This is a genomic window from Tessaracoccus lubricantis, from assembly GCF_039544535.1.
In the GTDB taxonomy this organism is placed as follows: Bacteria; Actinomycetota; Actinomycetes; order Propionibacteriales; family Propionibacteriaceae; genus Arachnia; species Arachnia lubricantis.
The window spans coordinates 245,732-260,029 of sequence record NZ_BAABLV010000036.1; the positions used below are offsets into that span (position 1 = coordinate 245,732).

Here is a 14,298-nt window from a genome sequence, read left to right on the forward strand (position 1 = left end):
TTCGCCAGACGCGAACGACCCGAACCCACCGGCCGACTCCTGCCGTGGCATCAGGCGGCCCAGAAGATGCCGTCGACGGCGTCGGCAGCCCGACGCAGGAGCCGGCGGGTGTCCTCCACCAGGCGGGACGCCTCCCCCGCGCGGTAGCCGAGCAGCAGTGCGATGGCCGCCAGTTCCCGGGTGTCGGACGGAAGGGCGTCGCTGGCGCGACCGCGCACGAGCATGATGGCGTCGCGCAGCATGCTGGCACGGTGCCAGGCCTCCGACAGCCGGGTGGCCTGGCTCTCCGGCACGATCTCGAGCTTGGCGAGCAGCGCCAGTGCCTCCATCGTGGAGGTGGTGCGCAGACCCGGGTGTTCGTGGCCGTGCTGCAGCTGCAGCAGTTGCACCGTCCACTCCACGTCGGAGAGTCCGCCCGGGCCGAGCTTGAGGTGCCGATCCCGTGGCACGCCCTTGGGGATGCGTTCGTTCTCCATCCGCGACTTGAGCTTGCGGATCTCCGAGACCTGCGCACGGGTGAGCCCCCCGTCGGGGTAGCGGAACCCCTCGATCCCCGCGAGCACGTCGTCGGACAGCCCCCGTTCCCCGGCGCCGTGCCGGGCGCGCAGCAGCATCTGCCGCTCCCACGTGGAGGCCCATTTGCCGTAGTAGGCCAGGTAGGAAGACACGGTGCGCACCTGTGGGCCGCCCTTGCCCTCGGGCCGCAGGTCGGTGTCGATGACCAGCGCCGGATCCGGCCCCGGCTTGCCGATGATGTCGGCGGCACGACGCACCAGCTCCGTCGCGGCGGCCAGCGCGTCGCCCTCGGTGCCGTCGGGCACGACGAACATGCAGTCGGCGTCCGAGGAGTAGCTCAACTCGTAGCCGCCCCACCGGCCGAGCGCGATCACGGCCACCGTCGGCAGGTCCGGGCGCGAGGCCGTGAGTTCGCGGCGCGCCAGCAGCAGGCCGGCCTCGACGGTGGCGGAGGCGAGGTCACTGAGCGCGGTGCCGACGGCCGCGAGGTCGGCGTGGCCGAGCACGTCGCTCAGGGCGATGCGGCACAGTTCGGCGCGGCGCAGGGCCCGCACGGACGCCACGGCCTGCTCGAGGTCGTCGTAGCGGTTGACCGCCCGGGTCATCGCCGCGGTGAGTTCCTCGGCGGAGCGCGGGCGCAGGTCGTCGGTGCTGGCGAGCATCTTGATGTGTTCCGGCGCGCGTTTCAGGAGGTCGACGACGTAGCGGCTCGACGATGCCACCCTGGCAAGCCGTTGTGCCATGTAGCCCTCGTCGCGCAGGGCCCGGAGGTACCACGAGGTGCGCCCGAGCGACTCCGACAGCTGGCGGAACGCCAGCAGGCCGAAGTCGGGGTTGGGGCCGTCTGCGAACCACTGCAACATGGCGGGCAGCAACTGGCGCTGGATCTCGGTGCCCCGGTCACGGCCGGTGGTGAGCGCACGGATGTGGCCGAGGCCGGCCTGCGGGTCCGCGAAGCCGAGGGCCCGCATGCGGGTGCGCGCCGCCTCCGTGCTGAGTTGCAGTTCGTCCGTGCGCACCTGGCTCACCACGTCGAGCAGCGGCGAGAAGAACAGCCGCTGCTGCAGCTGCCGCACGCGGCGGGCGGAGTCGCGCCACCGCTTCTGCAGGTCCTCGGCGGAGGTGCCCATCGACCGGGCGACGTGGCTGAGGGCCAACGCGTCGTCGGGCATGAGGTGGGTGCGGCGGAGCCGGCGTAGCTGGATGCGGTGTTCGAGCACGCGCTGGAACCTGTAGGCGCGGGCCATCTCGGCGCCGTCGCCGCGGCCGATGTACCCGTTGCCGATCAGCGCCATCAGGCCGTCGAACGTGCCGCGGGTGCGCAGCCGCTCGTCCGCCCTCCCGTGCACGAGCTGCAGCAGCTGGACGGAGAACTCGGTGTCGCGCAGGCCACCGGAGCCGAGCTTGATCTCGCGGTCCTCCTGCTTGGCGGGGATCAACGAGATGACGCGGTCGCGCATGGCGCGGACCTCCGGCAGGAACTCGGGCCGCTCCCCCGCCTGCCACACGAGCGGCCAGACCATGTCGACGAACGCCTGTCCCAGCGCGAGGTCGCCGGCTGCCGGGCGCGCCTTGAGCATGGCCTGGAACTCCCAGTTCTTCGCCCACTTGGCGTAGTAGGCGCGGTAACTCGACAGCGTGCGCACCAGCGGGCCGGCCTTGCCCTCGGGCCGCAGCGCGGCGTCCACCTGCCAGATGCTGCCCTCGGAGGTGTGCGCGGAGCAGATCCGGGCCTGCGCGGCGGCGAGTTTCGCGGCCACGGTGACCGCCTCGTCGGAAGTGGCGCCCTCGGCGGGTTCCGCGACGTAGATGACGTCGACGTCGGAGATGTAGTTGAGTTCCTGCGCGCCGGTCTTGCCCACGGCGAGGACGGCGAGGCGGGCCTTGCGCCAGTCTGGCACCTCGGCGCGCGCGTGGGCCAGCGACAGGTCGAGCACGGTGTCGGCCACGTGCGACAACTCGGCCGCGATCTCGTGCACGAGGGCGTCGGGTTGGGCTGCGGACAGGTCGCGCGCGGCGATCTCGACGAGGGCGGCGCGGTTGGCCAGGCGCAGGTCGTCCGCGTTGCCCGAGGCGACGCCGTCGTCGAGGTGGATGCGGGCGGCGAAGAAGTCGCGCCACCCGGCCGGGCCGCGGTGCGCCGGTTCGACGGCGAGGAGACGGGCCTCGGCCGGGTGCCGCACCAGCGTGTGGGCCAGCACGCCGGAGGAGCCGAGCACGAGGAGCAGCCGCCGCAGCCAGGCCTCGTCCGCCGCGATCTCGGCGAAGAGTTCGGGGGCCGCCGCCGACAGCCGCTCGATGGAGTCGAGGGCGAGGTCGCGGTCCGCGACCGGTTCGAACAGGGCCAGGTCCACGGGCGGGTCGCCGCCGAGCCTGGTGGTCCAGCGCTCCCAGACGCGGGCCGCGCTGCTGGCAGAGTCGAACCCGCGCCGCGCGAACTCCCCCGTCGGGGACTGGAACCTACCCACCCGCCAACCCTAGCGAAGGCATAGGCTGGCCCATCATGTTCAAGCCCACAGAGAAGGTGGTGGCCGCGCTGCGCGCACGTCTCGACGACGACGGGCTGGCCGCCCTCGACGCCGAGCTGCGGCTGCGCCGCCCCGACCTCACCCGTCTCCTGCTGCGGGCCGCCGCAGACCCCGCCCCACTCGGCCGCGACCTGCTCGCCGCAGTCTGCCGTGCGGGCTGCGCGCTGCTGGGCGAGCGCCATCCGGGTGCGAGCATCGAGGTGCGGGTGCCGCCGTTCGCCGCCGTCCAGATCGGTTTCGCCAGTGGCCCACGGCACACGCGGGGCACGCCGCCCAACGTGGTGGAGATGACCGGCGAGACGTTCGTGGCACTGGCCACCGGGCGGCTGGCCTGGGCTGCGGCGGACCTGCGGGCGTCCGGTGTCCACGCGGACGAGGCCTCCGTCGCCTTCCCCCTGACCTGACGCGCGGAGCGTTCAACTGGCGTTCACCGGCTGCTCCCCTGCGGTTCACCCGCATCCGATGAAGTGGCGTTCGGCACCACCCTCACACTCACAGGAGAGCAGATGTCCCTGCCCAAGCGTCCCCTCACCGCGTCGGCCGCAGCTGCCGGCCTCGCCGCGCTGATCGCCACCTCCGGCGTGGCCACCGCTGCCCCCGCGCAGCCGGCCCTCACCCTCGAGGCCCTCGGCACGCACGCCACCGGCATCTTCGACGCGTCCGCGGCGGAGATCCCGGCCTTCGACCCCTCCACCAACCAGCTCTTCGTCGTCAACGCCCAGTCCGGCGCCGTCGACGTGCTGACGCTCGACGGTGAGGGCGTGCCGGCGCACACCGGCTCGCTGCCGGCGGTGGGACGCGCAGCCGCCGACGGCTCCGTTGTGGCGGAGGGCGCCGTCGTCAACTCGGTGAGCGTGTCGCGTGGCGTCCTCGCCGTGGCCGTGGAGCACTCCGACAAGGTGGAGCACGGATGGACCCTGTTCTTCCGCACCTCCGACCTCGGCTACCTGGGCGGGGTGCGCGTCGGCTCGCTGCCCGACAGCCTGAAGTTCTCCCCCGACGGCCGCTTCGTCGTCGTCGCCAACGAGGGCGAACCCGCCGACGACTTCTCGTCGGACCCCGAGGGCACGATCTCGGTCATCACGGTGCCCGCCAGCCCGATCCAGTTCGGTCGCCTGTCGCAGGGCGCGGTGCGCACCGTCGACTTCCGGGCCTACGACGACGGCACCGAGCTGCCCGACGGCGTGCGGGTCTTCGGCCCTGATGTCGCGGCACCTGAGGGGCACGCGGAGGCCGGGTACGTCGCGCGCAACCTCGAGCCCGAGTTCGTGACGATCGCCGGCAACGGCAACACCGCCTTCGTCTCCCTGCAGGAGGCCAACGCGGTGGCGGTGGTCGACCTGAAGTCGGCCACCCTGAGCAGCCTGTGGGCGCTGGGCTACGTGGACTGGAGCGTCGACGGCGAACTGGACGCCTCGGATCGCGACGGCGCCATCAACCGGCAGCACTGGCCGGTCAAGGGCGTCCTCATGCCCGACGGCATCGCCACGTACACGTACCGCGGCTCGGATCTCGTCGTGACGGCCAACGAGGGCGACGCCCGTGAGTGGGGCGACTTCGTCGACGGCGACCGGTTGAAGGACAAGCAGTTCGTGCTGTGCGAGGAGGAGTTCCCGAATGCCGGTGAACTCAAGCGCGACGAGAGCCTGGGCCGGTACAACGTGATCAGCGACCTCGGCTTCGACGCCGAGCGCGGCTGCTACTCGGAGCTGTACTCCTACGGCGGCCGCGGCTTCGCGATCTTCACCGCCGACGGTGAGCGCCTCTTCAACTCCGGTGACATGGTGGAGCGCGCCATCGCAGATCTGATCGAGGCGGGGGAACTGCCCGAGGACGCGTTCAACGCGAATCACAGCGAGCAGGGCTCCTTCGACAAGCGCTCCGATGACAAGGGTGCCGAACCGGAAGACGTGCAGATCGGCCACCTGCAGGGCCGCACCTACGCCTTCCTGGGCCTCGAGCGCATCGGTGGCGTCATGGTCTTCGACATCACCGACCCCCGGGATGCCCACTACGTCACCTACGTGAACAACCGCGACTTCTCGGTCAGCTACGACGAGGACGAGCCTGAGGGCTTCGCTGCGGCGGGTGACCTCGGCGCCGAGGGCATGGCGTTCATTCCCGCCAGCGAATCGCCGACCCACACCCCGCTGCTGGTGGTGGCCAACGAGGTGTCCGGCACCACCACGGTGTGGGAGATCTCGCTGAAGCGCTGACTCCCTCCACCCGGGCGCGCCCGCGCCCGAGTGCCCCTGCGGGCCGACACACTGTCCACATGAACGCTGATGACATGGCCCCCGACCGCCCCATGCCCACCATCGAACTGGCAGGCCGGCGCGTCCCCGTGCTGGGCCAGGGCACCTGGTACATGGGCGATGTCCCGTCACGCAGCGCGAGCGAGATCGCCGCGCTGCGTGCGGGCATCGAGCTCGGCATGACGCTGATCGACACGGCGGAGATGTATGGCTCCGGCCGGTCGGAGCGGCTCGTGGGCGAGGCCATCCGCGGCCGCCGCGACGAGGTGTACCTGGTGTCCAAGGTCCTGCCCGGCAACGGCACGCACCGTGGCACGCTGCGCGCCTGCGAGGAGAGCCTGCGCCGGCTGGGGACCGACCATCTCGACCTCTACCTCCTCCACTGGGAGGGCCCCTACCCGCTGGAGGAGACCTTCGGCGCCTTCGAGGAACTGCGCGCACAGGGCAAGATCGGCGCCTGGGGCGTGTCGAACTTCGACCGTGCGTCGACGTCCGAGGCGACGGCGGCGGCCCGCTCCTCGACGGGTTCCGGTGCCGCGCCGCGCCAGGACCGGCCGGCCACGAACCAGGTGCTGTTCAACCTGCAGCGCCGGTGGCCCCAGGGCGGGTTGCTCGACGACCTGCGCGCCGCCGGCATCCCCCTCATGGCCTACTCACCCATCGAGCAGGGCGCCTTGGCACGGGGCGGCAGACGAGGCGCGGCGCTGACCGCCGTCGCTCGCCGCCACGGGGCCACCGAGGCGCAGGTCGCGCTGGCGTGGGTCATTTCGCACCCGGGCGTGTTCGCCATCCCGAAGGCCGCGTCGGTGGCGCACGTGCGGGAGAACGCGGCGGCTGCCCACCTCCGGCTCACCGACGAGGACCACGCCGAGCTCGACGCGGCGTTCCCACCGCCGCCCGGGGATGCCCCGCTCGAGCTGATCTAGGGGCCGGGGCCGCCGTCGCCCGTTGAGCCTGCGACGAGGGGGTCACATCACGCGGATGTGGCGCTCCAGCTCCCACGGGGTGACCTGCTGGCGGTAGGCGGCGAACTCCTTGCGCTTGTTGCGCATGAAGTACTCGTAGACGTGCTCGCCGAGGGTCTCGGCGACCAGCTCGCTCTCGTCCATGATCCGGATGGCCTCGTCGAGGTTGCGCGGCAGCTCGTGGATGCCGATGGCCTTGCGCTCACGGTCGGTGAGGCGCCACACCTCGTCCTCGGTCTCCTCCGGCAGCGGGTACTCGCCCTCGATGCCCTTGAGGCCTGCGTTGAGCAGCACGGCGTAGGCGAGGTACGGGTTGACCGCGGAGTCGATGGCCCGGTACTCGATGCGGGCCGAGGACGACTTGCCGGGGGTGAACTGGGGTACCCGCACCAGGGCGGAGCGGTTCGCGCGGCCCCAGCAGGCGAACGACGGGGCCTCGCCGCCGCCCACGAGCCGCTTGTAGGAGTTGACCCACTGGTTGGTCACGGCGGTGATCTCGGGCGCGTGGTGCAGCAGGCCGGCGATGAACTGCTTGGCGGTCTTCGACAGGTTGTACTGGTCGGCCGCGTCGTAGAAGACGTTGGTGTCGCCCTCGAACAGCGACATGTGGGTGTGCATCCCCGAGCCGGGGTGCTCCGAGAACGGCTTGGGCATGAACGTGGCGTGGATGTCCTGGCTGACCGCGACCTCGCGGACCACGACGCGGAACGTCATGATGTTGTCGGCCATCGTCAACGCATCCGCATAGCGCAGGTCGATCTCGTGCTGGCCGGGGGCGGCCTCGTGGTGGCTGAACTCCACCGAGATGCCCATCTGCTCGAGGATCGTGATGACGTCGCGCCGGAAGTCGGTGCCGTCACCGAGCGTGGTGTGGTCGAAGTAGCCGCCCTGGTCGAGCGGGATCAGCGGGCTCAGCGACCGCAGCAGGAAGAACTCGATCTCCGGGTGGATGTAGAACGTGAAGCCCAGGTCAGCCGCCTTCTGCAGGGCGCGCTTCAGCACGAAGCGCGGGTCGGCGAAGCTGGGTGAGCCGTCGGGGAGCTTGATGTCGCAGAACATCCGCGCCGTCGAACGCCCGGCCTGCCGCCACGGCAGCACCTGGTAGGTCGACGGGTCCGGGTGGGCGACCATGTCGGACTCGTAGACGCGCGCGAAGCCCTCGATCGCGGAACCGTCGAAGCCGACACCCTCCGCGATGGCGCCCTCAACCTCGGCGGGTGCGATCGCCACTGATTTCAGCGAGCCGAGCACGTCGGTGAACCACAGCCTGACGAACCGGATCCCACGCTCCTCCATGGAACGCAGGACGAACTCCGTTTGCCTATCCATGGGCGCAAGTTTGCCGCGAAGATGTTACAGCCGCGTGACATTTCACCGATCGGAGGCGCTCTGGAACGCCCCTAGACTGGGGCCCATGGCTCAGCCAGGTTGGTACTCGGACCCCACGGCGCCCGACGGGCGCCGGTACTGGGATGGTCAACGATGGATCGATCCCACGCCCCACCGCAAGGGGCGGGCGGGATGGGTCTGGTTGACCATCGCGTTGGTGGTCGTGGCCGCCCTGGTGGCTGCGCTGTTGATCTTCCCGAACCGTGCCAACCCCTTCGCCCCCACCCCTGAGGACACCCGCACGTCGCGTCCCACCGGGAAGCAGTGGGATGAGCGCATCCCGTCGGAGACGCCCACGCCGACGGAGGTCGAATCGCAGTTCGGCGAATCGATCGACTGCCCGGTGAGCGACGACTGGCCGCGCAGCGAACTCACCGACGGCAGGCTCGAGGGTGGCGGCCTGAGCGTCGAGGCACCGCAGGGCGACGACTGGCGGATGAGCCCGGCGCACATCGAGTGGATGTACGACGCCAACTCCATGCTGCGCGAGATCGTCTTCGGTTGGATCAGCAACGTCAACGTCGGCTACATCAAGGTCTCCGACGGGTTCTCGGCCAATCCCGAGGCGGCGGCGGAGCAGTTCGTCACCTGCATGGCATCGTCGGGCATGTTCCTGGGCTTCACGAAGCGCACCGTCCTGTGGAATGAGGCGTGGGACGTGTCGGGCAGGCCGGCATGGCGGCTGACGTCCAACGTGTACGTGAGCGACTGGGGGCACGAGGGCATCGAGGGCGACACCGTCGACATCGTGGTGGTGCCCACCGACGACCCCGACAGGTTGGCCGTCTACGTCAGCTGCGTCACCATCGGCCATGACGAGAACATCAGTGAGGTCGAGCCGGTCTTCGACTCCTTGAGATACGACGGCTGAGCGTCCCCGGCCCGCTCCCCGGCGGCGCTCCGGGGCGGCACCGATAGACTGGGTGATCGTGAACCCAGTAACGCCGCACACCATCACCCCCGTCCGTGACGTCCCGCGCACCATCCTGCGCCCGGAGTACGTCGGGAAGAAGGCGCCGAAGCGCTACACCGGTTCGGACGTGCAGACCGACGAGGTGATCGAGAAGATGCGCGTGGCCGGACGGATCGCGTCGCGCGCCATGCACGAGGCGGCCAAGGCGATCGCGCCGGGCGTGACCACCGACGAGCTGGACCGCATCGCGCACGAGTACATGCTCGACCACGGCGCCTACCCGTCGTCGCTGGGCTACCGGGGGTTCCCGAAGTCGATCTGCACCTCCGTCAACGAGGTGGTGTGCCACGGCATCCCGGACATGCGGCGCCTCGAGGACGGCGACCTGGTCAAGATCGACTGCACCGCCTTCAAGGATGGCGTGCACGGCGACAACTGCGCCACGTTCTTCTGCGGGGACGTCGACGAGGAGTCCCGGCTGCTGGCCGAGCGCACCCTCGAATCCCTCAACCGAGCCATCAAGGCGGTGCGGCCGGGGCGGCCCATCTCCGTGATCGGGCGCGTCATCGAGAGCTACGCCAAGCGCTTCGGCTACGGCGTGGTGCGCGACTACACCGGCCACGGCGTGCACACGGCGTTCCACTCCGGGCTGGTGATCCTGCACTACGACGAGCCGCGCGTCGACACCATGATGGTGCCGGGCATGACGTTCACGATCGAGCCGATGTTGACCCTGGGCGGCCACGAGACCGAGGTCTGGGACGACGACTGGACCGTCGTGACCACGGACCGGTCTCGCGTGGCGCAGTACGAGCACTCGATCGTCGTGACGAAGACCGGCGCGGAGATCCTCACCCTCCCCTGATCCAGTAGAATGGCTGGTTGGACGAGACGGCCAGATGATCGCGGCTGGCAACAGCTGAGGAAAGTCCGGGCTCCACAGAGCAGGGTGGTGGGTAACGCCCACCCGGGGTGACCCGCGGGACAGTGCCACAGAAAACAGACCGCCCAGCAATGGGTAAGGGTGAAACGGTGGTGTAAGAGACCACCAGCGCTCCAGGCGACTGGAGCGGCTCGGTAAACCCCACTCGGAGCAAGACCAAGAAGGCCGGCCCACGGGCCGGCTGCGGACACCGTCCGAGCGCTGCTCGCGCGAGGTGTCCGGGTAGGTTGCATGAGCTCATCGGCAACGGTGGGCCTCAGATAGATGATCATCCGTCGACAGAACCCGGCTTACCGGCCGTCTCGTCCACCCGCCGCCGCGCGGAGCAGCACGAGGGTACAGTGGCGCCATGAGCGACGCTGAGCAGACCGACGCCCCGCTGGACCCCAAGGAGGCCATGCGGCAGGCACTTGAGCGCAAGAAGCAGGCCGAGCACCTGTCCGCCAACGCCGGCATCCACGAGGACCGCAGGCAGGGCGGCCACGCCCACGGCCAGATGGGCGGCAAGCGGGAGTTCCGCCGCAAGTCCGGCGGGTAGGCCAGACCGATCAGTTCGGGCGGGACAGGGTGACCTGTCCCTTCCGCACGTCCACCTTGTCCACGCGGACGCGTACCTCGGAGCCGACCTCCTTGGGCTTGGCCGGCACCCGCAGTTCGACGGCGGGCTCAGCGATCTGGACGGTCCCCACGCCCGTCTTCGGGTGGACGTCGGTCAGCACCCCGGTGAAGATCGAACCCACCCTGTTGCTCAGCACCAGGGCTTCCGTCAGGTCGATGATGCCCCGCTCGTACGCGTTCGCCACGCGTCCGGTCGCGGCCATCTCGTCCGGCAGCGCCGCGAGCCCGTCTCGTGCCCACTGCGGCACCTCCAGCCCGTTGAGCAGCGAGTGGCAGATCTCCAGGACGTAGCGGTCCACCAACCGGCGCAGCGGCGCGGTGGTGTGGGCGTACGGCGCGTTCAGGGCGCCGTGCAGCAGGTTCTCGTCCGGCACCGCGCCATCGAACGCCAGGTAACCGGCCCCCCGGAACAGCATGGTGCACTTGTTGAGCGCCGCAAGCTCCTTGGGCTCCTGCGGCGACAGCGAACGCACGAACTGCGCGTAGGGCATGTCCTTCGGCCACGCCACGCCCAGGGAACGCACGGCCCGACGCAGCTTCTGCAGCGCCCACTCCTCCGCCGGCGGCAGCGTACGCAGGATGCCGACCTTGCCCTTCAGCATCGTCTGTGCCGCCGCGAAGCCGGTCATCAGCGAGATCTGGGCGTTCCAGTTCTCCACGGGAACCAGCGAGCGGAACTCCAACTCCCAGGTGCCGTCGCGCTCGACGATCTCCTGGTCCGGCAGGTTCAACGACACGCCGCCGCGTTCGATCTCCAGCTGCTGGCGCAACTTCCCGACCTCGGGTAGCAGCGCGATGCTCGGATGCGGCGTGCCGCCGTCGAAATCGGCCTGCACGCCCTCGTAGTCGAGCTTCGCACGGCTCTGCACCAGCGCGCGGGTGAGCGCCACGTCGACGACCTCGCCCCCCGCGTCGAGGTGCAACTCCCACACCATCGCAGGCCGCGGCCTCCCATCGGCCAGCAACGACCCCGCGTCCTCGCTGAGTTCGGCGGGGTGCAGCGGGATCCGCGCGCCCGGCGCGTACTTCGTCATGCCACGACGGTGGGTCTCTGCCTCGAGTGCCGTGCCGGGCCGCACGAAGTGCGGCACGTCGGAGATGGCATACCGCACGAGGTAACCGTCACCCTCGCGTTCGATGTGCAGGGCCTGGTCGAGGTCCTTCGACGTGGGCGGGTCGATCGTCACGAACTCGATCCGCGTGAGGTCCTGATGCTGATCCGCCGGCAACTGGGCGGCCAGCTGCGCATCGGCCACCACCTCGGCCGGGAACCGCTCGGGCAGTTCCAGCTTCGCCTGGAGGAGGTGGATGGCCTCCCGGAGCGATTCGGGGATCTCGTGGATCCGAAGGTGCGGGGAAGGCATCAGAGACCTGACTCAGCCGTGCGCACCAGGATGCGGTCGCACTCGGCGCAGCGCAGCACCTGGTTGGCAGGGGCCTTCCGGTAGTTGTCGAGGTCCGTCAGCGTCAGCTGCAGCTGGCAGCCGGTGCACCGACCCGCCTTCAGCAGCGCGGCGCCCAGCCCGGTGGAAGCGCGCAGCTTCTCGTACAGCGACATCAGCGGCGCGGGCACCTTGGCAGCCACCGGCCCGCGCGTGGCGGTGAGGTCCTTGGCCTCCTGGCTGAGCTTGGCCACCGCCTCGTCACGCTCCGCGACCGCGGAGCGCAACCGCGTCTCGATCTCCGTCTTGCGGGCCGCCACCTTGTCGCGGTGCGCGACGGCGTCCTCCAGCCGACCCATCACCTCGAGCTGCTCATCCTCGAGCTCCCCGATGCGCTTCTTGAGGTGCTCGACCTCCTCCGTCAGCGAGCGGAGCGTCTTCGGGTCGGTGACCGAGCCGTCGGCCACCCGCTGCTCGGTGCGTTCCAGCCGTGACCGCACCGGCGCCAGGTCCGTCTCGGCCTTCCGGACGGCGACCTGCAGGTCGTCGGCGTGCGTGCTGGAGGCCACGAGTTCATCGGCCGCGCTCTTGCGCGCCCCCATCAGGTCCGCGATGGTCTTGTGCTGCGGCAGCGACCTCGCCGTGTGTTGCACGCGCGCGACCTCTGAGTCGAGGTCTGCCAGCGTGAGCAGCGTGCGTTGATCAGCGGGGTCAGCGAGCATCGCGAGTCCTTTGTCCAGTTGGGTGAGACCACTGTACTAGGAGCGGGCCCCCCGTCAGAGGCTCAGGCGTTCGGTCACCCGTGCCGCCAGCCGCTCCGCAATGGCCTGCGCCTGCTCGATGGTGGGCGCCTCACACATCACGCGGACGACGGGCTCGGTGCCGGACGGACGCAGCAGTACGCGGCCGGTGTCGCCCAGTTCGCGGGCCGCCGCGGTGACCTCGGCCTGGACGCCGGTGTCGATGCCGGCACGCAGCTTGTCGACGTTGCGCACGTTGATGACCACCTGCGGCAACTCCGTCATGACGGAGCCGAGTTCCTTGAGGGTCTTGCCCGTCGACACCATCCGCGACGCGAGGTGCAGGCCGGTCAGGGTGCCGTCGCCGGTGTTGGCGTACTCCGAGATGATGACGTGGCCCGACTGCTCGCCACCCAGCGAGAAGCCGTTGGCGTTCATCGACTCGAGCACGTAGCGGTCGCCCACCTTCGTCTGGTCGACTCGGATGCCGTGGTCGCGCATCGCGTTGACGAGGCCCAGGTTGCTCATGACGGTGGCCACGACGGTGTCGGAGTGGAGGCGGTGCTCCTCCTTCATGGCGATGGCCAGGATCGCGAGGATGCGGTCGCCGTCGATGAGGTTGCCCTCGTGGTCGACGGCGAGGCAGCGGTCGGCGTCACCGTCCAGGGCGATGCCCAGGTCTGCGCCCTCGGCCACGACGCGCTCGACGAGGTCGCCGATGTGCGTCGAGCCACAGTTGTCGTTGATGTTGATGCCGTCGGGTTCGGCGTGGATCGGGATGATGTGCGCACCCTGCGCCGCGAAGGCCTCGAGCGCGGTCTGCGAGGCGGCACCGTTGGCGCAGTCGATGACCACCTTCAGGCCCTCGAGCGACGGGTCGCCCAGCGAGGCGACGAGGTGGGCCACGTAGCCCTCGACGGCGCCGAGGTCGCTGCGGATGCGGCCGACCGAGGCACCGGTGGGGCGCTTCCATTCCTCACCCATCCGGGCCTCGATCGCGTCCTCGAGGAAGTCGTCGAGCTTGACGCCGCCGCGGGAGAAGAACTTGATGCCGTTGTCGGGCATGGGGTTGTGCGACGCCGAGATCATGACGCCCAGGTCTGCGTCCATCTCGTTGACGAGGAACGCGACGGCGGGGGTGGGCACCACGCCCAGCCGCACCACGTCGACACCTGCCGACGCCAGCCCGGCGATCACCGCCGCCTCGAGGAACTCGCCGGATGCGCGCGGATCCCTGCCCACGAGCGCCAACGGCCTGCTGTCCCGGAAGACGCCGGCCTCCCCCAGGATGTGCGCCGCCGCGACCGAAAGGTCCAGCGCCAGCTCTGCGGTCAGTTCCACGTTTGCGACGCCACGAACGCCGTCAGTGCCAAAGAGTCGTGCCACGTCTGGAGACTTTACAGTCGCTCAGCACCGCTGAGCGAATCCGACGCCCCCACGCGGGCCGGGGACGGCGAACGCCCACCCTGCCAAAGCAGGATGGGCGTCTCGCGTGGTCCCTCAGGAACCCAGGGTCAGCGCTTGCTGTACTGCGGGGCCTTGCGGGCCTTCTTCAGACCAGCCTTCTTGCGCTCGATGATGCGAGCGTCGCGGGTCAGCATGCCGGCCTTCTTCAGCGCGGGGCGCGACGCCTCGGCGTCGACCTCGTTGAGGGCGCGGGCGACGCCCAGGCGCAGCGCTCCGGCCTGGCCGGAGATGCCGCCGCCGTCGATGCGGGCGATGACGTCGTAGGAACCCTCGACGTTGGCCACGACGAAGGGCTCGTTGACGTGCTGCTGGTGCAGCTTGTTCGGGAAGTACTCAGCGAGGCTGCGGCCGTTGATGGTCCAGTTGCCGGTGCCGGGCACGATGCGGACACGGGCGACGGCCTCCTTGCGGCGGCCGGTGCCGGCGCCGGGGGCCACGACGGCCGGACGGGCGTCGATGCCGGCGGCAGCTGCCGGGTCGGCGTCGGAACGGTACGCGATTTCGCGGTTCTCCTCGTCGACGAAGGGAGTGATCTCCTCGGCGACGGTCTCGTCGATCTCGTTGGTCTCAGTCATGTTCTTC

General features: G+C 70.1%; 12 protein-coding genes and 1 other RNA gene. 7 read left to right on the forward strand and 6 right to left on the reverse strand.

The annotated features are described in order from the left end of the window. Positions 1 to 50 precede the first annotated feature (50 nt). Positions 51 to 2,984: a bifunctional [glutamine synthetase] adenylyltransferase/[glutamine synthetase]-adenylyl-L-tyrosine phosphorylase gene (locus tag ABEA30_RS12255; RefSeq protein WP_345583225.1), complete on the reverse strand. Its 2,934-nt coding sequence runs from the start codon at positions 2,982 to 2,984 to the stop codon at positions 51 to 53. A gap of 35 nt (positions 2,985 to 3,019) precedes the next feature. Here ABEA30_RS12255 and ABEA30_RS12260 point away from each other — a divergent pair, with 35 nt between their 5' ends. The 3 genes from ABEA30_RS12260 to ABEA30_RS12270 all read left to right on the forward strand — a co-directional run bounded on the left by ABEA30_RS12260 (position 3,020) and on the right by ABEA30_RS12270 (position 6,225). Beyond that, positions 3,020 to 3,448 (forward strand): sterol carrier family protein, encoded by a 429-nt coding sequence (locus tag ABEA30_RS12260; protein WP_345583227.1) that lies wholly within the window; start codon positions 3,020 to 3,022, stop codon positions 3,446 to 3,448. A 102-nt stretch (positions 3,449 to 3,550) separates the two neighbouring features. Further along, a complete protein-coding gene (locus ABEA30_RS12265) occupies positions 3,551 to 5,260 on the forward strand; it encodes a choice-of-anchor I family protein (protein WP_345583229.1) in 1,710 nt (569 codons plus the stop codon). A 59-nt stretch (positions 5,261 to 5,319) separates the two neighbouring features. Beyond that, positions 5,320 to 6,225: an aldo/keto reductase gene (locus ABEA30_RS12270; protein WP_345583231.1), complete on the forward strand. Its 906-nt coding sequence runs from the start codon at positions 5,320 to 5,322 to the stop codon at positions 6,223 to 6,225. Positions 6,226 to 6,267: 42 nt separating this feature from the next. Here the strand turns inward: ABEA30_RS12270 and ABEA30_RS12275 are convergent, their stop codons facing one another. Then, the gene (locus ABEA30_RS12275; protein WP_345583533.1) at positions 6,268 to 7,560 is read right to left on the reverse strand and encodes a glutamine synthetase family protein; all 1,293 of its coding nucleotides are present in this window, start codon (positions 7,558 to 7,560) and stop codon (positions 6,268 to 6,270) included. Positions 7,561 to 7,678: 118 nt separating this feature from the next. On the opposite strand from ABEA30_RS12275, the gene ABEA30_RS12280 reads away from it, so the two are divergent. The 4 genes from ABEA30_RS12280 to ABEA30_RS12295 all read left to right on the forward strand — a co-directional run bounded on the left by ABEA30_RS12280 (position 7,679) and on the right by ABEA30_RS12295 (position 10,047). Continuing rightward, entirely contained in the window at positions 7,679 to 8,524 is an 846-nt protein-coding gene (locus ABEA30_RS12280) for a DUF2510 domain-containing protein (protein ID WP_345583233.1), read from the forward strand. Between the two features lie 58 nt (positions 8,525 to 8,582). Beyond that, the gene (map, locus tag ABEA30_RS12285; RefSeq protein WP_345583235.1) at positions 8,583 to 9,431 is read left to right on the forward strand and encodes a type I methionyl aminopeptidase; all 849 of its coding nucleotides are present in this window, start codon (positions 8,583 to 8,585) and stop codon (positions 9,429 to 9,431) included. A 22-nt stretch (positions 9,432 to 9,453) separates the two neighbouring features. Further along, positions 9,454 to 9,818: RNase P RNA component class A (rnpB, locus tag ABEA30_RS12290), an RNA gene on the forward strand. A gap of 40 nt (positions 9,819 to 9,858) precedes the next feature. After that, positions 9,859 to 10,047 (forward strand): DUF5302 family protein, encoded by a 189-nt coding sequence (locus ABEA30_RS12295; RefSeq protein WP_345583237.1) that lies wholly within the window; start codon positions 9,859 to 9,861, stop codon positions 10,045 to 10,047. A gap of 10 nt (positions 10,048 to 10,057) precedes the next feature. On the opposite strand, the gene ABEA30_RS12300 is transcribed toward ABEA30_RS12295, so the two are convergent. The 4 genes from ABEA30_RS12300 to rpsI all read right to left on the reverse strand — a co-directional run bounded on the left by ABEA30_RS12300 (position 10,058) and on the right by rpsI (position 14,291). Next, positions 10,058 to 11,491, reverse strand: coding sequence for an RNB domain-containing ribonuclease (locus tag ABEA30_RS12300; protein WP_345583239.1), 1,434 nt, complete (start codon positions 11,489 to 11,491; stop codon positions 10,058 to 10,060). Then, positions 11,491 to 12,231, reverse strand: coding sequence for a zinc ribbon domain-containing protein (locus ABEA30_RS12305; protein WP_345583241.1), 741 nt, complete (start codon positions 12,229 to 12,231; stop codon positions 11,491 to 11,493). Before ABEA30_RS12305 ends, ABEA30_RS12300 begins: the two co-directional genes overlap by 1 nt. A gap of 54 nt (positions 12,232 to 12,285) precedes the next feature. Beyond that, a complete protein-coding gene (gene glmM / locus ABEA30_RS12310) occupies positions 12,286 to 13,635 on the reverse strand; it encodes a phosphoglucosamine mutase (protein WP_345583243.1) in 1,350 nt (449 codons plus the stop codon). Between the two features lie 128 nt (positions 13,636 to 13,763). Beyond that, positions 13,764 to 14,291: a 30S ribosomal protein S9 gene (gene rpsI, locus ABEA30_RS12315; RefSeq protein WP_345583245.1), complete on the reverse strand. Its 528-nt coding sequence runs from the start codon at positions 14,289 to 14,291 to the stop codon at positions 13,764 to 13,766. Positions 14,292 to 14,298 lie beyond the last annotated feature (7 nt).